We start from the raw sequence: 19,672 nt of genomic DNA, 5'->3' as shown, positions 1-19,672 counted from the left end.
GGTCGGTTGTAGCCGGATGAACCGGCTTTCGGGCACTGAATGTATCAGTTAGGTAGTTGTACTCACTAGCACCTGCTCAGGGGCGGTCTGGGAGGTCGTTCCAGCGGCTGCCGCTCAGCTGCACCCGCAGTACTTCGGCCCGGGAGGCGACCCCCTCCCGCTCCCAGGCCGACACCATCGCCCGGCTCACGGCAGGGGCATGGTCGGCGCTGGCCAGAGCCAGCAGGCTCGGCCCGGCGCCACTGATCACGCAGCCCCAGGCTCCGGCGTCGAGCGCCGCCTGGCGCACCTGGCGTCCCCCCTGGATCAAACCCCAGCGGTAGGGCTCATGTAACCGGTCGTGCATGCCGTCGGCGATCAGATCGCCATTGCCGGTGCGCAGCCCCTGCAGCAGCAGGGTGAGCGAGCCCAGGTTGACCACGGCGTCGGCAATCGGAATCAGCTTGGGCATCACCCGCCTCGCCTCGCTGGTGGAGAGCCGGATGGCCGGAATCACCACCACCGCCTTGACACTCTCCTGCCATTCACAGCGCACCACCCGCCAACGGTGCGAGGCCGCTCGTGCGGTCATGCAGAGACCACCCAGCAGCGAAGGAACGACATTGTCGGGATGCCCCTCGATGTCGATGGCCAGCTCCAGCAGCTTCTCCTTGCTCAGGGGTTCCCCCACCAAAGCGTTGGCGCCGATCAGGCCGGCCACGATCGCCGTGGCGCTGCTGCCCAGCCCCCGGGCCGGTGGAACCGCCAGCCGCACCCGGGCCTCGAGCGCCACCGGCTGCTGGCCTGCCTCCTTCCACACCCGCTGGGCCGAGCGGTAGACGAGGTTGTCCGGTCCACCGCGCAGGTGAGCCCCCTCGGTGCCTTCGATCAGCAGATCGAAGCGTTCACCATCCCCCTCGATGCAGCGCAGCTCAAAGCGGTTGTTCAGCTCCAGGGCCGCCCCGAGGCAATCGAACCCTGGACCAAGGTTGGCGGTGGTCGCCGGCACATCCACCTGCACACCCTGCCCGATGCGGGGCCTCACCATCACAACCTTTCTGCTCGGGTCAGTGTCCCATCCGCCCGACCAGCCTCAGTCCAGCAGCATCCGCGCCCTGCAAGCGGCACTGAACAGGCCAGCCTCTGGATCGATCAGGGCCCGCAGCGGGATCTGCTGCAGCACCGGCGTCAGCCGCCCCTTGGCCGCCAAGGGGCCGAGAAAGGCCTGGGAGCGCAGCTGGGGCAGCAGCTTGGCGGCGGTGCCACCCCCCAGCCAGAGCCCACCGCGGCACAGGCTCTGCAGGGCCAGATCCCCCGCCACGCAGCCGTAGGCACCCAGCCAGAGATCGAGAGCCGCAGCGGCGGTTGGATCGTCGCTGGCGGCAGCGGCGGCCACCAGTGCCGGCAGATCGGGGCGCTCCGCCTCGCCGTGGAGCTCCGCCAGGGCCCAGGCCCCTGCCGCCTCCGCCAGCCCATGGGGAGCGCCGGACCCGGCCTCGTGCAGGAACCAGCGGAAGACATGGCCCAGGCCGGTGCCACTGACGATCCGCTCGATCGAGACCCGCTCCAGAGACAGATCGTGCTGCAGCCACTGCTTCAGCCGCCACTCCCGCTCCAGCCGCGGCGCGAACTCAGCATGTGCAGCCTCACTGGCCAGCGCGATCAGGCCCTGGGCTCCAGGCACCCCGATGGCCACGCCAAGGCCCGTGCCCGCCCCGAGGATCGCCAGGGGCCCCGGCTGGGCCACTCCTTCTCGCACCACCGCCTGCTGCTGCTCCCCCAGGTGTGGCAGCCCGTAAATCAACACGGCGAAGTCGTTGACCAGCTCCAGGCGCCTGAGCCCGCACTCAGCCGTCAGCTCCAGCTCGTCCAGCTCCCAGGGCAGGTTGGTCAGCCGCACCAGGCCGTCCTGCACCGGCCCGGCAATCGCCAGACAGCCATGACTGGGGGCCTCGGATCCGGCTGCGCCGCCGGCTAAGAACTGGCGTACCAGGGCCGGGAAGTCGTCCCAGGCGGCGGAGACGAAGCGCTCACAGCGGAGCTGAACCAGCTCTCCCGTCTCCAGCCGGTAGGTGGCCAGCAGGGTCTTGGTGCCACCGATGTCGCCAGCCAGCAGGGTGGTCAAGATGCCGTCGCCGGCTCCAGGCCAAGGCCAGCCGCACGGGTCTCGCCGGCGGATCGGGCCGCAGCCACCAGGGTTGCGACCGCCACGCTGCCGAGGTCACCGTCGCGGCGGGAGCGGAGGCTGACGCTGCCCTGCTCCGCCTCCTTGGCGCCGATCACAGCCAGCACGGGAATCTTCTGCTGCTCCCCCTGGCGAATCAACTTGCCGAGGCGTTCGCCGCTGCGATCGACAACGGCACGCACCCCCGCGGAGCGGAGCTGGGCCTGCACCTCTTCGGCATAGGGAATCACCTCATCGGTGACCGGCAGCAAGCGCACCTGCTCGGGGGCAAGCCAGAAGGGGAAATCGCCGGCGTAGTTCTCCACCATGATCCCGAAGAACCGCTCCAGCGAGCCGAAGATGGCCCGGTGAATCATGATCGGCCGCTGGCGGCTGCCATCGGCCGCTACATATTGGAGATCGAAGCGCTCGGGCAGGTTGAAATCGAGCTGGATCGTGGAGCACTGCCACATCCTGCCGATGGCATCCTCGATCTTGATGTCGATCTTGGGGCCGTAGAACGCCCCGCCCCCCTCATCCAACTTGTATGGCCAGCCCTTGCGCTCGAGAGCCTCGATCAGGCCGGCAGTGGCCAGATCCCAGACGGCATCTTCACCGATCGATTTCGGCGGACGGGTGGAGAGATTCACCTCATAGGTGTAAAAGTCGAAGCTGGAGAGGATCGTTTCAGTGAGGTTGAGCACTCCTAGAATCTCATCGCCGATCTGCTCGGGCAGGCAGAAGATGTGGGCGTCGTCCTGGGTGAAACCGCGCACGCGCATCAGCCCGTGCATCACGCCCGGGCGCTCATAGCGGTACACCGTGCCCAGCTCGGCCCAGCGGATCGGCAGCTCGCGGTAGGAGCGCAGGGTGCTGGCATAGGTGAGCACGTGGAACGGGCAGTTCATCGGCTTGAGCTGATACTGACGCTCATCCACTGCCATCGGCCCGAACATGCTCTCGCTGTAGAAGTCGAGGTGGCCTGAGGTTTTCCACAGGCTCAGGTCGGCCACGTGTGGGGTGTAGAGCAGGTCGTAGCCAGCCGCGAAGTGTGCCTGGCGCCAGTAATCCTCAATCAGCAGGCGCATGCGGGCGCCGCGGGGATGCCAGAACACCAGACCAGCGCCGGCCTCATCTTCGATCGAGAACAGCTGCAGGTCGGTGCCGAGGCGGCGGTGATCGCGGCGCAGGGCTTCCTGCTTGCGGTGCTTGTATTCGGCCAGCTGCTCCGGCGTCTGCCAGGCGGTGCCGTAGATGCGCTGCAGCTGTGCCCTGTTTTCATCGCCGCGCCAGTAGGCCCCGGCCACGCTCTCCAGTTCGAAGGCTTTGGGATTGAGTTCGCTGGTGTTGGCCACGTGGGGCCCGGCGCAGAGGTCCCACCACTCCTCGCCCAGGGTGTAGAGGGTGATGGGCTCCTGGATCCCCGCCAGGATCTCGAGTTTGTAGGGCTCGTTCTGCCACCCGATGCGCGCCTCCGCTTCCTCGCGGCTCACCTCAAGGCGCTGCAGCGGCAACTTGCGGGCAATGATCTTGCCCATCTCCTTCTTGATCGCCTTGAGATCGGCCTCAGTGAAGGGCTCGGGATTGTCGAAGTCGTAGTAGAAGCCGGTCTCGGTCCAGGGGCCGATCGTGACCTGGGCACTGGGGAAGAGCTTCTGCACCGCCATGGCCAGCACATGGCTCATGGAATGGCGAATCCTCAGCAGCTCCGGGCTCTCGCTCGTGCGCGGCAGGCGCATCCGGGTGACTTCGCCTGCCGGGAGTGTCGACGGAGATGGGGACACGGAATCGGGCCAGGCCAGGGTCGATCCTACGCATCGGTTTCAGCCCTGCCGCCCGATCAATTCCTAAGGTTGGCTGGTGAGTGATCTTCCCTCCACACCGGATTCGACCCCCATGCCGGGCGCCGCGGGCGAGCTGCTCGACCAGCTGCTGGGGTCGCTGCTGCTGGATTTTGACTTCTGGTTCGATCGGGGGCTGCTCTTGCTCCAGCACTGCCCGGAAAACGTGCTGGCAGCCGGCGAGCAGGATGCTCTCGCCCAGCGCCTGGTCGACGCCCGCAAGGAGCTGATTGCCGCCAGGACCCTGCGCTCAGCCGCCCCGGTGAGCATGGCCCTCGACATGCATGCCATGGCTCCCTGGCACCGCCTGGTGCTGAAGGTCTGGACCCTGTCGGCGGAACTGCGCCAGGCCGGAGTGGTGCTGCCTGAGCTGCCTTCAGCGACCCAACCTTGAAACGTCCTGCAGCCCTTGGGATTCGCCAGCAGCGGCGTCAGGTGGCACCCGGCTACCTGCTCTGGGCCCTGGGCCTCTTCGGGGTCTGCGGCCTGCAGCGCTTCTATGCCCGCAAACCCCTGAGCGGCACGCTCTGGTTACTCACCTTCGGCCTCTGCTACATCGGTCAGCTGGTGGATCTGTTCCTGATCCCTGAACTGGTGGATCAGGCCAACCAGCCGCTCCAGCTGCAGGAAGCGCTGGAGGCCCTCGAGGCCGACGACCCCGCGGATGCCCTGCCGCCGCTGGATCGCCAACTGCTGGCCCTGGCCAGACGTGCCGGCGCCGCTGGCTTCACTTACAACGACGCCTTGCTGGAGTGCCGGCTTCGCCGTGACACGCCCCGTGAGAGGGTGCGCGAAGAAATCGAGCGGCTCCTCCACGACGATCTGCTGGACGTGGGCAACGACGAACGGGGCCGGGTGGTCTACCGGGAGCCCTGATCAGACGAGCTGGCCGTCAGCCAGTCGCAGAGTCGGCCGCTTGAGCTGCTCGTTGAAGAAGCGGCGCAGCTGGCCGGCGGCCTTCACCGGTTGGCCGTAGGCACTGCCGCCGTGGTGCAAGGGGAAGGACGCCCATTCACCAGCCAGGCGCGCCAACGAATCATCACAGAGCTGGCCTCTATCGATCGCCGCCAGGGCGCCACGCTGATCAGCCAGATAGAGGGCTGCCTGGTCCTGGTTGGCGGGCCCGAAGCCGCGCAGACCGAGACGGCGACTGGCCGCCTCCCAGGTGGCTGGCAGCATCTGGTAGGCCCCGGCGGCGGCACTGGCGTAGCGGTTCACCACCACGATGTCCGGGTGACGCTCCAGGGAGGACACCAGCTCGCCGCCGTAGAGGGTGCGGTAGCCATCGGGGGAACCATTCGCCCAGGTGCCCTCGGCGTAGCGGATCGTGGCCAGCAGGGCCCGCCGTTGGCGGGTGAGGGGATAGCGAACTGCAGTCGGGGCAGGGGCTCGGACCGCGGCAGTGGCAGCTGCAGGCCGCGATTGCGCAGCTGTTGCCGGCTTGGAGGCAAGCGGAGGGGGTGTGGGCAGCGTCGGCGGAACGGCAGCCAGAGCAGCGCCATAGCGGCTGGAGATCAGCGAAGGCAGGGCCAGCAGCACCGCTGTGCTGCCGAGGGCCTGAATGGTCCCGCGGGTTGCTGATGTTCCTTTGCCAACCATGCCGTATCAAAATTCTTAAAGTTCGCAAAATTGTGACGGTTGAAACACCTATCCGGCGCTAACTGCCTGGCGGGCTGGACAACAGGAGTGCCGCCGTGCTTTCCCACCCATCCGCCAGGTCATCACGCGCCGAAGCAGGCGCCACCACAGGAGCCCCCATTCCCTCAGCTACCACACCCGCCTGGATCGACAAGCCCCCGCTGACGGCTTGAATGATCAGTGGCACTGATCCGGTTCAGGGCAGTGATCAGCGTGCCGGCAGAAATCCCATCGCCGTACGCACCCGCTCCAGGGATGCCTCGGCCACCGCGCTGGCACGCTCCCGACCACTGCGCAGGACCTGATCGAGGTAGCCCGGCTCGGCGAGGATCTCTTCGTAGCGCTCCTGCAGGGGGCGAAGGGCCTCCACGGCCGCCTCCGCCAGCAGGGGTTTGAACTGGCCCCAGCCCATTTGGGCGCACTGCCGGGCAGCGGCCTCCCGGCCCACCCCACTCAGCAGCGCATACAGCCCCAGCAGATTGTCAGCCTCAGGGCGCTCAGGGTTGCCGAACTCCAACCCCATCACCGGATCGGTCTTGGCCCGTTTGATCTTGCGGGTGATCAACTCGGGGGGATCGAGCAGGTTGATGCGAGAACCCTCATTGGGGTCGCTCTTGCTCATCTTGCTGCGACCATCCACCAGGCTCATCACCCGGGCCCCTTCAGCCAGGATCAATGGCTCGGGCACCTTCAGCAGCGGCCGCTCTTCGGGTGCGAAGCGGGCGTTGACCCGTTGCTGGGCGATGTCGCGAGCCAGCTCCAGATGCTGCTTCTGGTCTTCGCCCACCGGCACCAGATCGGCGTCGTAGAGCAGGATGTCTGCCGCCATCAGCACGGGGTAATCCAGCAGGCCCACGGAGACGTTCTCGCCCTGCTTGCGCGCCTTCTCCTTGAACTGGATCATCCGCTCCAGCCAGTTCAGAGGCGTGACGCAGTTCAGCAGCCAGGTGAGCTCACTGTGGGCCGGGACCTGGCTCTGCACAAAGACGCTGGAGCGCTCAGGATCGATGCCGCTGGCCAGGTAGAGCGCAGCTGTGCGGCGCGTGTTCTCCGCCAGCTGCGCCGGATCGTGGGGAACAGTGATGGCATGCAGATCCACCACACAGAAAAACGTGTCGTGGTCGTGCTGAAGGCTGACCCAGTTGCGGATGGCTCCGAGCCAGTTGCCCAGGTGCAGTGCACCGGTGGGTTGGACACCGGAGAGAACCCTGGGCCTGCCGCTCACGGTTGCGTCTCAGCCGATTCGGCGGGAGGAACAGACGGATCCGGGCTGTCCTGACTGACGACTTCGGCCTGGCTGGTGGCCTGCTCCGGTTCCGAGATCACCACCTCGAGAACCTGTTCAGAAGGCTCGGCAGCCTCCTCGGCAACGAGCTCGGGGGCCTCGGCCTCCAGCTCGGGGGCAGGGGCCTGGGGACGGCTGGGCCGCGCGAATGGATCCGGACGGCTGGAGCGACGCTCACCACGGCCCTCAGCGGGGGCTCGCTTGGCCCGTTGCCCGTCGCCGCGGGTGGCTGCCTCGTTTCGGGGAGCACCGCCCTGGGCGCGGTGCTCCGCCAGCAGGGCGTCCAGTTGACCCTGCTCCAGCAGCTGGGCCACGGTGCGGATCGAGAAACCGAGAGCCGCCACGGTGGAGCGAAGCTGGAAGGCCTCCTGAACGGCCTGGGCAGCCCGCAGCTCGTTGTCGCTCAGGCGGATGCGAAAGCCTCCGGTCTCCCGCTCACGGCCGCCACCACCGCCGCCGCCGCCACTGCGTCCGGTCTCGATGCGACGGGCACGGGCGGGCTGGTCCTGCTCAGGCTGGGGCACTACTGCTGTGTTCTCGTCGGCCATCGCCGGAGCCTTCAATCAGGGGGCAAGTGTGCCGCATCAACGGTTCATGGGGCCACCAGCCAGAGGATGCGGTGGGCTTCGGCGCTGCCGGAGCGGGCGAGAACCAGCAACGGCAACGGCCTTGGGCCTGCCATGGCGAAAGCGTGCCGGTAACGGTCGAGAAACGCGAGGTAGGCCTGCAGGGTCCAGCCGTGGTGGCCCCGCTCCTGGGCCTGCCAGTGGCGTTTCAGGGCCAGCCGGCAGGACTCCTCACCAAACTCGCGCCAGCAGTGGGCCTCAGCCGCCGCCGGGCTCAGGCCATCCCTGCAACAGCGGCGGAAGGACTCCAGCTCGGGGGCCGCAGCCGTGCAATCCGGCGGCAACTCCGCCGCCAGCCGCTCCACCGCCAACGCCTGAAGCCGCAGCCAGCAGCGATCCAGGAGCAGCACCGGCAGCCCCCCGTGCCAGTGCTGCTCCAGTTGCTGCAGTTGCAGGAACCGGGCCAGCTCCTGCTCCAGCCGGGGAGTGAGCTTCAGACTGGCGGCCGGGGCCGTTTTAACCATGGCAAGCCAGCTCAACCTGACCAGTCTGGGGGTGATCCGGGCGGCCTGGGCAGGAGTGGGCGGCTGAGCTAGAGAGGCACTGCTTCGGCAGCGCCGCACCGCCCTTGACAACCCCAGCCGACTCCACCGCTGCCACCTGCACCGCTGCTGCCGCCACCGACGCTCATGCCTCGGCGAGCGACGCCGGGGACAAGTTGCGGAGCTGGCGGCCTGGGATGCCCTGGATGCCGGCGGCACTGGTGCTGGCCGGGGGTCTGCTTCTGGGCGACAGCCTGCACGGCAGCGTTTCCGGTGCCGTGGTGGTTGCCGCGGCGGCTGGGGGCCTGTGGTGGCTCAGCCGTGGCAAGGCCAAAATCCAACCAAGGCTTCCCTCCAGCTGCAGCGGCTGGATCGAGCGCTGCGACGGGCTGCTGAATCAGTTCGAGCAGCTCCAGCCCACGCAGAACGATCCTGCCGCCGGCGCCGAACAGGAGAGCCGGCGGCAGCAGCTGCAGCAGTTGCGCGAACGTCAGCCGCGACAGCGGCTGCAGGTGGGTCTCGCCGGCGTCACTCTGCCACCGGAGAGCCTGCAGCCGCAGCTGATCCGTGCTCTCAAGCCCCCCCTGCCCCTCTGCCTGCACTGGGGCCATCCACTGCCGAGCCACAGCCCCGATTGGCGCTGGCCCCTGCTGTTCCAGCAGTGCGACCTGCTGCTCATTCACCTGGAGACCCCCCTGAGGGCGGCGGATCTGCGCTGGCTCGAATCCCTGCCCAGGGGCCAGGCCGTGTTCTTGCTGGTGACGAGCCCCAGCCCGGGGCCGCAGCAGGAACTCGAGCAGGAATTGCGCGCCCAGCTGCCCGCGACACTGGCCGATCAGGTCATCCTCTGGAGCGGCGAGGAGAACCAACTCAGCCGTGTTCTTGAACCCTGCAGCCGGATGCTGCGCGCCAACGGCCGGGCCCTGCTGCTGCAGACCGAGCTGCGCTGCCTCGAGAGCCTGCACGGCGACTGGCAAGCCAGGCTGGAGGTCCTGCGCCGGGGGCGTCTCGATGGCCTGGTGCGACGTACCCAGTGGCTGGTGGCCGCCGGGGTGTTCGCGGCTCCCATGCCCAGCGTTGATGTGCTGGTGCTGGCGGTGGCCAATGGACTGATGCTCAAGGAGATGGCCGAGCTCTGGGATTGCCCCTGGCAACTGGCCCAGTTGCGCGAGGCCGCGACCGAGCTGGCCAAGGCGGCCCTGGCCCTGGGGGTGACGGAGTGGACCAGCCAGGCCTTGCTCTCGGCCATGCGCCTGGAGGGCACCACCTGGCTGGTGGGGGGGGCGCTCCAGGCCCTGAGCGCCGCCTATCTCACCCGTGTGGTGGCCCATGCCATGGCCGACGTGCTTGCCCTCTCCTGCGGTGTGCCCGAAATGGATCTGCAGGCCGTCAGGCAGCAGGCCCCCCTGCTGGTGGCCAGGGCCGCGGAAGCGGAGCGGCTCGACTGGATGGGGTTCCTCAGCCAGGGGCAGACCTGGTGGCGCAGCCAGGCGAGCCGGGGACTGGAAGCAGCAGGCTGAAGCCCGCAATTAAAAATTTCTTCATGAAGCCTTGATGAAGATGTTCATGAAGTTCTTTTTAAGCGGGAAACGTTTCAAGGCTTTCGCTGGCCAGATGGAAGGCTTTGCTTAACGTCAATGGGTGCCCACAATGGCCAGTCCCAGAATCAGCGCCCTGAGCCTGATCTGGAACTGATCAACTGGGTTAATCCATCCCGTCCTCATTCCTCCAATGACCACGGCCGTTCGCAGCGGACGCGCTGGCAACTGGGAAAGCTTCTGTCAGTGGGTCACCTCCACCGATAACCGAATTTATGTCGGTTGGTTCGGTGTGCTGATGATCCCCTGCCTCCTCGCAGCCACCATCTGCTTCATCATCGCCTTCATCGCCGCTCCCCCCGTCGACATCGATGGCATCCGGGAGCCGGTCGCAGGATCATTCCTGTACGGCAACAACATCATCTCCGGCGCCGTTGTTCCTTCCAGCAACGCCATCGGCCTGCACTTCTACCCGATCTGGGAAGCCGCCAGCCTCGACGAGTGGCTCTACAACGGCGGGCCCTACCAGCTGGTTGTCTTCCACTTCCTGATCGGCATCTCCTGCTACATGGGCCGCCAGTGGGAACTCTCCTACCGCCTCGGCATGCGCCCCTGGATCTGCGTTGCCTATTCGGCACCCCTCTCGGCGGCTTTCGCCGTGTTCCTGATCTACCCCTTCGGTCAGGGCTCCTTCTCCGACGGCATGCCCCTCGGCATCTCCGGCACCTTCAACTTCATGCTGGTGTTCCAGGCAGAGCACAACATCCTGATGCACCCCTTCCACATGCTGGGTGTGGCTGGTGTGTTCGGCGGCTCCTTGTTCTCCGCCATGCACGGTTCGCTGGTCACCAGCAGCTTGGTGCGTGAAACCACCGAGAGCGAGAGCCAGAACTACGGCTATAAGTTCGGCCAGGAAGAAGAGACCTACAACATCGTGGCTGCTCACGGTTACTTCGGCCGCCTGATCTTCCAATACGCCTCGTTCAACAACAGCCGCAGCCTGCACTTCTTCCTGGCTGCCTGGCCCGTGGTCGGCATCTGGTTCACCTCCCTTGGCGTGAGCACGATGGCCTTCAACCTGAACGGCTTCAACTTCAACCAGTCGATTCTGGATTCCCAGGGCCGGGTGCTCAACACCTGGGCTGATGTGCTCAACCGTGCCAACCTCGGGTTCGAGGTGATGCACGAGCGCAACGCCCACAACTTCCCGCTGGATCTGGCCGCCAGCGAGATCGTGCCCCTGGCGCTTATCGCCCCCTCCATCGGCTGATCCCAAGCTCAGCCCCTCGGCTCCACAGCCAGGTTCAGCTCGGCCCCTGCCACCAGCGGGGGCTTTTTATTGCCGGACGATCTGGCTGCCGTACCGCTGCCGCGATCGACGTGATTGCGATCGCAGTTGCTGCATCCGTGGCTTGTAGATTCACTTTCTGATGAGAAGAGTGTTTGGTCGCTCGGATCGGCGCTGACGGAAGGGCCATAAGCCGGCACCGTTCCTATGGCTCCCTGGTGCTGATGGTCACCGCCACGGTGCTGGCGGCCCTGCCCAGTTGCCGCGGCACAGGCCCCGCGGCCTCCCCCCCCGGCAACGGGGCTGACGCCCAGGACCGTCCGCTGGTGATCACCACCTTCACCGTGCTGGCCGACATGGCCCGCAACGTGGCCGGCGATCACCTGCGGGTGGAGTCAATCACCAAGCAGGGGACGGAGATCCACGGCTACGAACCCACCCCCGGCGATCTGCGCCGGGTTGAGGGGGCAGATCTTCTGCTGGAGAACGGCCTGAACCTGGAGCGCTGGAGTGATCGCTTCCTGGCGGGGATGCCAGAACTGAAACGAGCCACCCTCACCGCTGGGATCACCCCCCTGCCGATCGCCGAGGATGCCTATCAGGGAAAACCCAATCCCCATGCCTGGATGTCCCCCCGCCTCGCAGAGATCTACGTGGAGAACATCAGCCAGGCCTTCAGCCAGCTCGATCCGGCCAACGCCGAGGATTACCGCCGCCGCGCCGAGGCCTACCGCGGCCAGCTCCGGGCCCTCGACCAGGAGTTGCGCCGGGAACTGGCCACTATCCCGCCGCCCAGGCGGGTGCTGGCCAGTTGCGAAGGGGCCTTCACCTACCTGGCGAAGGACTACGGCCTCGATGAGGCCTACCTCTGGCCGGTGAACTCCGAATCCCAGGTCACCCCCCAGCGGATGGCGCGGCTGATCGCCACCGTGCGCCAGCGTCAGGTGCCGGCGGTGTTCTGCGAGAGCACCGTCAGCGACAAGGTGCAGCGCCAGGTGGCCGAGCAGACGGGCGCCCGCTTCGGCGGTGTGTTTTACGTCGATTCGCTCTCCTCGCCCCAGGGGGAAGCGCCGACCCTGCTGCAGCTGCAGCGCCACAACGTCCGCACCCTTATCCAGGGCCTCAAGGGAGGGAGCTGAAGCCATGGCCACCCACCCGGATCTGGCCCCCAACGCCGAGCGCATCCGCGTCAGCCACCTCTGTGTGAGTTACCACGGGGTCGTTGCCCTGCATGAGGTGTCCCTGCGGGTGAATGCCGGCAGCATCTGTGGCCTGGTGGGTACCAACGGCGCCGGGAAATCAACTCTTTTCAAGGCGCTGATGGGCTTCGTGCGGCCCTCCCAGGGGGAAATCAGCATCAACGGCCTGCCGTTGCGCCAGGCGCTGCGCCGCCAGGCGGTGGCCTACGTGCCCCAGATGGAGAGTGTGGACTGGAACTTCCCGATCCACGTGGCCAACGTGGTGATGATGGGTCGCTACGGCGGCATGAACATGCTGCGCATTCCTGGCCGCGACGACCACCGGGCCGTGCGTGAGAGCCTCGAGCGGGTGGAGCTCTGGCCCCTGCGCCACCGTCAGATCGGTGAACTCTCAGGCGGTCAGCGCAAGCGGGCCTTCCTGGCGCGGGCCCTGGCCCAGGGTGCATCCGTGCTGCTGCTCGATGAACCTTTCGCCGGCGTCGACATCCGCACGGAGCGACTGATGATCGAGCTGTTCCAGCAGTTCCGCGCCGAGGGCCGCAGCCTGCTGATCTCCACCCATGACCTCTCCCATATCACAGGCTTCTGTGATGAGGTGGTGCTGATCAACAAGACCGTTCTGGCCTACGGCGACACCTCCGAGGTGTTCACCGAGGAGAACCTGGCGCGTACCTTCGGTGGCAGCCCGGCACAGCTGCTCACCAGCCCTGGCCTCGAGCCGCTCCCGGAGCCGGGACGCGAGCCCTGGAGGAGCGAGCCCTGATGGATCCCCTGCTCTGGCTGCTGGAGCCCCTGCGGCAAGACTTCATGGTGCGGGCCCTGCTGGTGAGTGCGCTGGTGGCTGGCGTCTGCGGGCTGCTCTCCTGCTTCATGACCCTCAAGGGCTGGGCCCTGATGGGGGATGCGGTATCGCACGCGGTGATGCCGGGCGTGGTGATCGCCTATGCGCTCAACCTGCCTTTCGCCCTGGGCGCCTTTGTCTTCGGGGTGGGCTCAGTGGCGGCGATCGGCTACATCAAGCAGATGACCCGGATCAAGGAAGACACGGTGATCGGGCTGGTGTTCACGGGATTCTTCGCGCTCGGCCTCACCCTGGTCTCGAAGGTGCGCAGCACCATCGACCTCACCCACATCCTCTTCGGCAACGTGCTGGGGATCAGCGGCGAGGACATCCGCCAGACAGTGTTGATCAGCCTGCTGGTGCTGCTGGTTCTGCTGCTGTTCCGCCGCGACCTGATCCTGTTCTGCTTCGACCCCACTCACGCCCGCTCGATCGGCGTGAACACCGGCTTCCTCCACTACCTGCTGCTCTCGGCTCTCTCCCTGGCGGCGGTGGCCGGACTGCAGACCGTGGGCATCATCCTGGTGGTGGCGATGCTGGTGACACCGGGAGCCACCGCCTACCTGCTAACCGACCGCTTTGACCGCATGACCTGGATCGCGATCGGCTCGGCGGTGCTCTCCAGTGTGCTGGGCATCTACTGGAGCTACTGGATGGATGCCTCAACCGCTGGCTGCATCGTGCTGGTTCAGACGGGGCTGTTTCTGCTCAGTTTCCTGTTCGCACCACGACATGGCCTGCTGGCCCAGCAGCGTCGTTGACATCTGTGGAGCAGCCAAGGCCCAGCCAGAGCTGGCCCTGGTGGCCCCTGCTGCCCCTCTACCCCTACGGCCGCCGTCGCACCCTGGTGCGCATGCTCATTCCCGGGCAGGTGTGGAGCTTCGAGCAACTGCAGGGAATTTTCTACGTGGCGGTGCCGATCCGCATGACGGTGCTGCGTCTGCGCGAGGGGCTGCTGCTCTACGCGCCGGTGCCCCCCACCGAGGAGCTTCTGGCGGAGCTGCGGACACTTGAGCGGCTGCATGGAGCGGTGCGCACGATCGTGCTGCCCACCAGCTCGGGCCTGGAGCACAAGCTGCCGGTGCCGGCCATGGCCCGGGCCTTCCCCGAGGCCGAGGTATGGGTGAGTCCGCAGCAGTGGAGCTTTCCGCTGCAGCTGCCGCTGCCATGGCTGGGGTTTCCCCGCTCCCGTACCCGGGTGCTGTTTGCGGATGGGGTGCCCCATGGTGACGAGCTCAGCTGGCATCCCCTCGGCCCCCTCGACCTGGGGACCGGCACCTTCATGGAAGTGGCCTGCCTGCATCAGCTCAGCGGGGCCCTGCTGGTCACCGACGCCCTGGTGGCGATCCCACCGGCGCCTCCCCAGCTGTTCGAGGCCGATCCCACACCGCTGCTTTTCCATGGCCGCGACCGAGGCGACCAGCCGTTGATCGACACCCCTGAGCAACGGCGACGAGGCTGGTGGCGGATGGTGCTGTTCGCCTCCTACCTGCGCCCCGGTTCGGTGCAGGTTCCAGGTCTAAGGGAAGTGCTCAGCCAGGCGTGGCAACCGGGGCTGCGCCAGTCCAGGTCCTATTTCGGCCTGTACCCCTTTCGCTGGTCGCCAGGCTGGGAGGCGGAGTTCAAGGCTCTGCTGGGCTCCCGCGGCGAAGCCCGGTTACAGGTGGCACCGGTGTTGGAGCGGCTGGTGTTCCCCCGCTGCCAGGAAGCCTTGCTCAGCTGGCTGGAGAGCCTCGCCGAGCTGGAGCCACTGCGCTGGCTTGTGCCTGCCCATTACCACGCCCCAGTGGCCTGCTCCAACGATGATCTGCTGAGCCTGGCCGGAAGCATCAGGCAACGGGCCTGGGCCAGCTCCGATGGCTCCTGGTCCTACCTGGCGAGCATCGATAAAACCCTGCTGCGCTGGGGCGTGGTGCCAAGCGAGCCAGGAGGCTGATCAGAATGGATTCCTGATCAGCGGGGATGGTGCTCAGAGCTTGAGTTCACCCGGATCGGCATCAAGACCACCCTCACCGAAGAGCGTGGTTTCCAGCTCCATCCGCTGCTCCATCTGGCGCAGAAAGTATCCAGTCATCATCGCGGAAGCAAGCAGACCGGCGAGGTTGTCGCGACTGGTCTGAATCTTCACTTCGAACTGCTCTCCGGGGAGCATCCCCAGCAATCCCTGAACGTTGTGGCGAATGATGTCCTGGATGTCATCGCTGGCGGAGCGAGCGACCCTGTGAAGCACATCGGGTGACTGGTCCTGCAGGTATTGAATCAGGGAATTCCCGCTGATCGATTCGCTGTCGGTGGTCAGGAACTCCGGGTTGAACATGCCCCTCCGGCGTGATCCGTTTCTGGTGATGCACCTTAACGCAAGGTTTCAGATCATCCCCGGCTGGCGATGGGTGGGAACCGTATCGGGCCGAGTTGGCGCAGGGGCCAGTAACGGAACACGGCGGTGCCGATCACATGGTCGACTGGCAGGGGTCCCCAGAGGTGTGAATCGAGACTGGCATTACGGTTATCCCCCATCACCAGCAGGTGGCCTGGCGGAACGGTGAGGGGTGGAAGCTCATAGTTGATGGGCTCGAGCCGCCATGGTTCGCTCACCGCCGCGCCATTGCGCAGCAGTTCACCAGCGGCCACCTCGATCACATCACCAGGCACCCCGACCACCCGTTTGATCAGGGCGGCCCGGGGGTCGTAGCCGGCGGCGAGCAGGGGATCGGGCGGGCGAAACACCACGATCGCCCCGCGCGGCAGAACCTGAGCCAGCCGGGGCCTGAGTTTCTCCACCAGGATCCGGTCCTCCAGCTGGAGGGTGGGGAGCATGGAGCCGGAGGGGATCCAGCGGGGTTCCATCACCTGCCAGCGCAGCAGCAGGGCCAGCCCCACCCAGAGCAACAGGGGAATCAGCTGGCGGGCCATCCCCCGGCGGCGGTTGGCGGCGGCTGGGTTCGGAGCCGAAGGGGCTGGAGCGGGATTGGGCATGATCGCTCCATCCTGAAGCGGCGGCGGACCCAGTGAGCCAGGAGCTGCCCCCCCGGCAGGGGGATCGGGCTGAGGCCAACCTCAGGGCGGCGGTTTGCCTGCTGCTGGAGTTGATGGCCCTTGGCATGGAGCGGGTCGTGCTCTGCCCGGGAAGCCGCTCAGGACCGCTGGCAGCAGCGGCAGGGCTGCTGCTGCCACGGGGACTGAAGCTGCACACGGGCATAGATGAGCGCTCGGCGGGGTTCTTCGCTCTCGGCCTGGCCAGGGCCGAGGGCGAACCGGCCGTGGTGATCACCACCTCCGGCACCGCCGTGGCCAACCTGCTGCCAGCTGTGGTGGAGGCCGACAGGGGCGCCATTCCGCTGCTTCTGCTCAGCGCCGACCGTCCGCAGAGTCTCAAGAACTGCGGCGCCAACCAGACCGTGAACCAGGAGGACTTCCTCGCCCCCTGCTGCCGCTGGTTCGCCCAGGCTGACAGCCGCGGTCTGGCAGTGGTGGACCGCCCTTCCCTTCAGGCCCTGGCCCGGCGGGCCCACCGGATGACCCTGGCCGCTCCGATGGGTCCGGTGCACCTGAATCTGCCCTTCGAGGAGCCGCTGCATGCCGGGACGGACGCCCTGCAGCGCCTGGCCCATGAGCTTGGCGCCATGGGTGGGTGCCCAGCCGGACAAAGCCAACGTTCCAGCCGGGAGCCCGAAGCCTGCACCAGCCAGACGACCATCAGCGCTGACCTGCTCGGGCTGGATCCCGACAAACCCGGCGTGATCGTGGCGGGCCCCTGGCGGGGCAGACCTGGGCAATGGCCCGCTTTTGCCGCGGCGCTGGGGCGCTGGCAGCAGCGCTGTGGCTGGCCGCTGCTGGCGGATGGGCTCTCCGGCCTGCGGGGCCAGGCCGCTCTGGAGCTGGTGGCGGGCTATGACCTGATCCTGGAGGACCCCGACCCCGCTCTGGTCCCCCCCCAGATGCTGAGGCTTGGTCCCCTGCCCGCCAGCCGACGGCTGCAGCGCTGGCTGGAGAGCTGCGGGGGACATCAGGTGCTGATCAGCGAAGGTGATCCGCGCCCGCTTGATCCCCTGCGCACGGTCCAGGCCAGCCGCAATGACGGCCTCTCGGCCTGGTGCTCTGCCCTGCCGGACACCCACTGGCAGGCAGGGCCCACCGCCAAGGCCAGCCAGGCCTTTCTGGCCCGCTGGCAAGTCGCCGAGAGCCGCACCCAGACCTGGCTGAACGCCCAGCTGACGCACCAGTCGGCCGGCAGCCGACCCGATGAACCGAGCCTGGCCAGGGCTCTCAGCCAGCTGTTGCCGTCAGGCCTGGCGGTGATGCTGGCCAGCAGCAGCCCCGTGCGCGACTGGGAGAGTTTTGGCGATCCCGGCGGCCCAGCCAGACCCGTCTATGGCTTCCGGGGGGCCTCCGGCATCGATGGCACGCTCTCCTTGGCGGCCGGGCTGGCGGAGAGCCTCGGTGAGCTGGTGCTGCTCTGCGGCGACCTGGCCCTGCTCCACGACGCCAACGGCTGGCTCTGGCACCACCAGCTGCGGGGCCGACTCACCGTGGTGCTGATCGAGAACGGCGGCGGCGGCATCTTCGAACAACTGCCGATCCGGGCACCAGCTTCCCTGGATTTCGAGCGCCTCTTCGCCATGGGCCAGCCCCTGGACCACACCGTCCTGGCCGCCGCCCATGGAGTGCCCTCTCGCCGGGTCGGGTCTCTGGCGGAGCTGGGCGGCGCCCTGGCCTGGGCCCTTGAGCAGCCGGTGGCCCTGCTGGAGTTAAGGACCGATCGACAGGCCGATGCTCTGTTGCGCCAGCGCTTGCGTCAGGAGGCCCCCGCCCGCGGCTCAGAATGAATCCCCCTCAGCTCCCGCCGCGATGAGCGTCGAGTCCGCACCGGACGATGCCCCAAGCCCCGGCCCGGTGCTGCCGGGGGAGAACCTGGTGCGCTGGCACTCGGCCGCCCAGTACGAGGACATCCGCTTCGATCGATGTGAGGAGGGGATCGCCCGGATTGCCATCAACCGTCCGGCCAAGCGCAACGCCTTCCGTCCACGCACGGTGGTGGAGCTCTACGACGCCTTCAGCCGGGTGCGCGACGACCCGCGGGTGGGAGCAGTGTTGTTCACCGGCGTGGGACCGGCGGCCGACGGGTGCTACGCCTTCTGCGCCGGCGGCGACCAGAGCGTGCGAGGCGATGGCGGCTACCTCGATGAAAGCGGCGTGCCGCGGCTGAACGTGCTCGATCTGCAGCGCCAGATCCGCTCGCTGCCCAAGGTGGTGATCGCCCTGGTGGCGGGCTATGCCATCGGCGGCGGCCAGGTGCTGCATCTGCTCTGCGACCTCAGCCTGGCAGCGGAAAACGCCGTGTTCGGCCAGACGGGCCCCCGGGTGGGGAGCTTCGATGGCGGCTTCGGTGCCGGCTACCTGGCCAGGCTGGTCGGCCAGCGCAAGGCCCGGGAGATCTGGTTCCTCTGCCGCCGCTACAACGCTGAAGAGGCCCTGGCCATGGGGCTGGTGAACGCAGTGGTGCCACTGCAGAAGCTGGAGGCCGAGGGGGTGTGCTGGGCCCGGGAAGTGATGCAGCACAGTCCCACGGCGATTCGCTGCCTGAAGGCCTCCTTCAACGCCGAAACCGATGGCCTGGCCGGAATTCAGGAGCTGGCGGGCCAGGCCACCCATCTTTTCTACCGAACGGCCGAGGGTCAGGAAGGTCGCAATGCCTTTCTGGAAAAGCGCGACCCCGACTTCAGCGATGCCCCCTGGTTGCCCTGAAGATCACGATCGGCAACTCCAGCAGCAGCGGCATCGCCCGCAGCAGCCATGGGCCACTGATCGCGGCAGGCTCGCCAGATCACGACTAACCATCATGGGTTGTCGGGAGTACAACAAAGTCGACTGTAGATCCCTGCCTGCAGTGATCTCAGGCCGATTGAATGCGGCTTTCTTACTCCTGTGAATCATCAAGATTCACAGGAGTTCTTCGTGGGCCGTTCATGGCACCGCTCCAGGATTCATGGCCTTCCACTGACAGGCTGCTCAGGGGCCACTTCGTTAACGTAAGTGTCAAGAGCATTTCAACGTTCACCTGGCCGTGCCTCCCCGCTTCCTCTTCCCCCTGGTGACCCTGCTGGTTGGTGGCGGCCTGCTCACACCAGCCGGTGCCCTGGCCGAGGTGCAGCAGCCCAAGGGCTCGACGCCCAGGCCATGGCATCCCCCGATCGCGCTCCCCCATACCCCGGCTCTGCAGCCTCTGCCCCAGAGCCCAACCCCGCAGCAACGTCAAGCGCAGGCCAAGCCAGAACCAGACGCCGCAGTTGCGATTGTCTCGCCGCTGCCTGAGCGCAGCCTGGTGCTTCACCGCGGCAAGCGACTGGTGGTGGTGGTGGAGAACGGCCGTGAACTGCGCCGGTTCCCTGTGGGGGTGGGCATGCCCGGCTGGGAAACCCCCCTGGGCCGCTTCCAGGTGATCGAGATGGCGCCCGATCCGGCCTGGAAGCACCCGGTGAGCGGCAAGATCTACCCTCCCGGCCCTAACAATCCCCTGGGTAGCCGCTGGATCGGCTTCCACCGCGACTGCGCCGGCAAGCGCGGTTTCAATGGTCAGCAGCACCTCGAAGTGAAGGGCTGTGTCAGTGCAGGCTTCCACGGCACACCCCAGCGGGAGAGCATCGGTCAGGCGGTCTCCCACGGCTGCGTTCGCATGTACGACGAGAACGTGCGCGACCTCTTCGAGCTGGTGCGCATGGGCACGGTGGTGACAGTGCTTCCCTGATCCCCTGGGCTGCAGCCCGGCTGGCCCAGCGGGGCAGCAAACGTAG

General features: G+C 67.0%; 20 protein-coding genes. 11 read left to right on the top strand and 9 right to left on the bottom strand.

Features of this window, described 5'->3' with window-relative positions:
• Positions 1–76: 76 nt before the first annotated feature.
• From thrB to thrS, 3 genes are read right to left on the bottom strand one after another with little or no spacing between them, the layout of a single operon-like run.
• A complete protein-coding gene (gene thrB / locus KBY93_RS02885; RefSeq protein WP_255092732.1) occupies positions 77–1,027 on the bottom strand; it encodes a homoserine kinase in 951 nt (316 codons plus the stop codon).
• A 45-nt stretch (positions 1,028–1,072) separates the two neighbouring features.
• Positions 1,073–2,104: a glucokinase gene (locus tag KBY93_RS02880; protein ID WP_255092731.1), complete on the bottom strand. Its 1,032-nt coding sequence runs from the start codon at positions 2,102–2,104 to the stop codon at positions 1,073–1,075.
• Positions 2,101–3,882: a threonine--tRNA ligase gene (thrS, locus tag KBY93_RS02875; protein ID WP_255092782.1), complete on the bottom strand. Its 1,782-nt coding sequence runs from the start codon at positions 3,880–3,882 to the stop codon at positions 2,101–2,103. Before thrS ends, KBY93_RS02880 begins: the two co-directional genes overlap by 4 nt.
• A 157-nt stretch (positions 3,883–4,039) precedes the next feature.
• Between thrS and KBY93_RS02870 the strand changes: the two genes are divergently transcribed.
• Positions 4,040–4,378 (top strand): DUF2605 family protein, encoded by a 339-nt coding sequence (locus KBY93_RS02870; RefSeq protein WP_255092730.1) that lies wholly within the window; start codon positions 4,040–4,042, stop codon positions 4,376–4,378.
• A complete protein-coding gene (locus tag KBY93_RS02865; RefSeq protein ID WP_255092729.1) occupies positions 4,375–4,860 on the top strand; it encodes a TM2 domain-containing protein in 486 nt (161 codons plus the stop codon). The genes KBY93_RS02870 and KBY93_RS02865 overlap by 4 nt, the downstream gene beginning before the upstream one ends.
• Here KBY93_RS02865 and KBY93_RS02860 read toward each other — a convergent pair whose 3' ends face one another.
• From KBY93_RS02860 to KBY93_RS02845, 4 genes are all read right to left on the bottom strand, one after another.
• The gene (locus tag KBY93_RS02860) at positions 4,861–5,583 is read right to left on the bottom strand and encodes a glycoside hydrolase family 104 protein (RefSeq protein WP_255092728.1); all 723 of its coding nucleotides are present in this window, start codon (positions 5,581–5,583) and stop codon (positions 4,861–4,863) included.
• A gap of 247 nt (positions 5,584–5,830) precedes the next feature.
• On the bottom strand, positions 5,831–6,847 hold the full coding sequence (gene trpS, locus KBY93_RS02855) for a tryptophan--tRNA ligase (RefSeq protein ID WP_255092727.1): 1,017 nt from the start codon (positions 6,845–6,847) through the stop codon (positions 5,831–5,833).
• Positions 6,844–7,455 carry a hypothetical protein gene (locus KBY93_RS02850; protein WP_255092726.1) on the bottom strand — a complete coding sequence of 204 codons (612 nt, stop codon included), beginning with the start codon at positions 7,453–7,455 and terminating at the stop codon, positions 6,844–6,846. The genes trpS and KBY93_RS02850 overlap by 4 nt, the downstream gene beginning before the upstream one ends.
• Positions 7,456–7,499: 44 nt before the next feature.
• Entirely contained in the window at positions 7,500–7,997 is a 498-nt protein-coding gene (locus tag KBY93_RS02845; protein WP_255092725.1) for a hypothetical protein, read from the bottom strand.
• Positions 7,998–8,101: 104 nt separating this feature from the next.
• On the opposite strand from KBY93_RS02845, the gene KBY93_RS02840 reads away from it, so the two are divergent.
• The 6 genes from KBY93_RS02840 (at position 8,102) to KBY93_RS02815 (ending at position 14,817) form a co-directional block, all read left to right on the top strand.
• Positions 8,102–9,535: a YcjF family protein gene (locus KBY93_RS02840; RefSeq protein ID WP_255092724.1), complete on the top strand. Its 1,434-nt coding sequence runs from the start codon at positions 8,102–8,104 to the stop codon at positions 9,533–9,535.
• A 211-nt stretch (positions 9,536–9,746) separates the two neighbouring features.
• Complete coding sequence (gene psbA, locus KBY93_RS02835; RefSeq protein ID WP_255092723.1) at positions 9,747–10,823, top strand: photosystem II q(b) protein; 1,077 nt, start codon at positions 9,747–9,749, stop codon at positions 10,821–10,823.
• Between the two features lie 242 nt (positions 10,824–11,065).
• Entirely contained in the window at positions 11,066–11,980 is a 915-nt protein-coding gene (locus KBY93_RS02830; RefSeq protein ID WP_255092781.1) for a metal ABC transporter substrate-binding protein, read from the top strand.
• 4 nt (positions 11,981–11,984) lie between these two features.
• Positions 11,985–12,803, top strand: a complete 819-nt coding sequence (locus KBY93_RS02825; protein ID WP_255092722.1) for a metal ABC transporter ATP-binding protein — start codon at positions 11,985–11,987, stop codon at positions 12,801–12,803.
• Positions 12,803–13,642 (top strand): metal ABC transporter permease, encoded by an 840-nt coding sequence (locus KBY93_RS02820; protein ID WP_255092721.1) that lies wholly within the window; start codon positions 12,803–12,805, stop codon positions 13,640–13,642. The genes KBY93_RS02825 and KBY93_RS02820 overlap by 1 nt, the downstream gene beginning before the upstream one ends.
• Positions 13,639–14,817: a DUF4336 domain-containing protein gene (locus KBY93_RS02815; RefSeq protein ID WP_255092720.1), complete on the top strand. Its 1,179-nt coding sequence runs from the start codon at positions 13,639–13,641 to the stop codon at positions 14,815–14,817. Before KBY93_RS02820 ends, KBY93_RS02815 begins: the two co-directional genes overlap by 4 nt.
• Before the next feature lie 33 nt (positions 14,818–14,850).
• Here the strand turns inward: KBY93_RS02815 and KBY93_RS02810 are convergent, their stop codons facing one another.
• Positions 14,851–15,198 (bottom strand): DUF760 domain-containing protein, encoded by a 348-nt coding sequence (locus tag KBY93_RS02810; protein WP_255092719.1) that lies wholly within the window; start codon positions 15,196–15,198, stop codon positions 14,851–14,853.
• 53 nt (positions 15,199–15,251) lie between these two features.
• Complete coding sequence (lepB, locus tag KBY93_RS02805; RefSeq protein ID WP_255092718.1) at positions 15,252–15,857, bottom strand: signal peptidase I; 606 nt, start codon at positions 15,855–15,857, stop codon at positions 15,252–15,254.
• Between the two features lie 32 nt (positions 15,858–15,889).
• Between lepB and menD the strand changes: the two genes are divergently transcribed.
• The 3 genes from menD to KBY93_RS02790 all read left to right on the top strand — a co-directional run bounded on the left by menD (position 15,890) and on the right by KBY93_RS02790 (position 19,626).
• Positions 15,890–17,707: a 2-succinyl-5-enolpyruvyl-6-hydroxy-3-cyclohexene-1-carboxylic-acid synthase gene (gene menD, locus KBY93_RS02800; protein WP_315856378.1), complete on the top strand. Its 1,818-nt coding sequence runs from the start codon at positions 15,890–15,892 to the stop codon at positions 17,705–17,707.
• A gap of 22 nt (positions 17,708–17,729) precedes the next feature.
• The gene (gene menB, locus KBY93_RS02795; protein ID WP_255092717.1) at positions 17,730–18,626 is read left to right on the top strand and encodes a 1,4-dihydroxy-2-naphthoyl-CoA synthase; all 897 of its coding nucleotides are present in this window, start codon (positions 17,730–17,732) and stop codon (positions 18,624–18,626) included.
• 319 nt (positions 18,627–18,945) lie between these two features.
• Positions 18,946–19,626 carry a L,D-transpeptidase family protein gene (locus tag KBY93_RS02790; protein WP_255092716.1) on the top strand — a complete coding sequence of 227 codons (681 nt, stop codon included), beginning with the start codon at positions 18,946–18,948 and terminating at the stop codon, positions 19,624–19,626.
• The last annotated feature ends 46 nt before the right edge of the window (positions 19,627–19,672 follow it).

It is taken from the genome of Synechococcus sp. J7-Johnson (genome assembly GCF_024345795.1).
GTDB lineage: Bacteria > Cyanobacteriota > Cyanobacteriia > PCC-6307 > Cyanobiaceae > Regnicoccus_A.
Note: the sequence above shows the minus strand (reverse complement) of the source record. Positions and strands in the feature narration are given on the sequence as shown.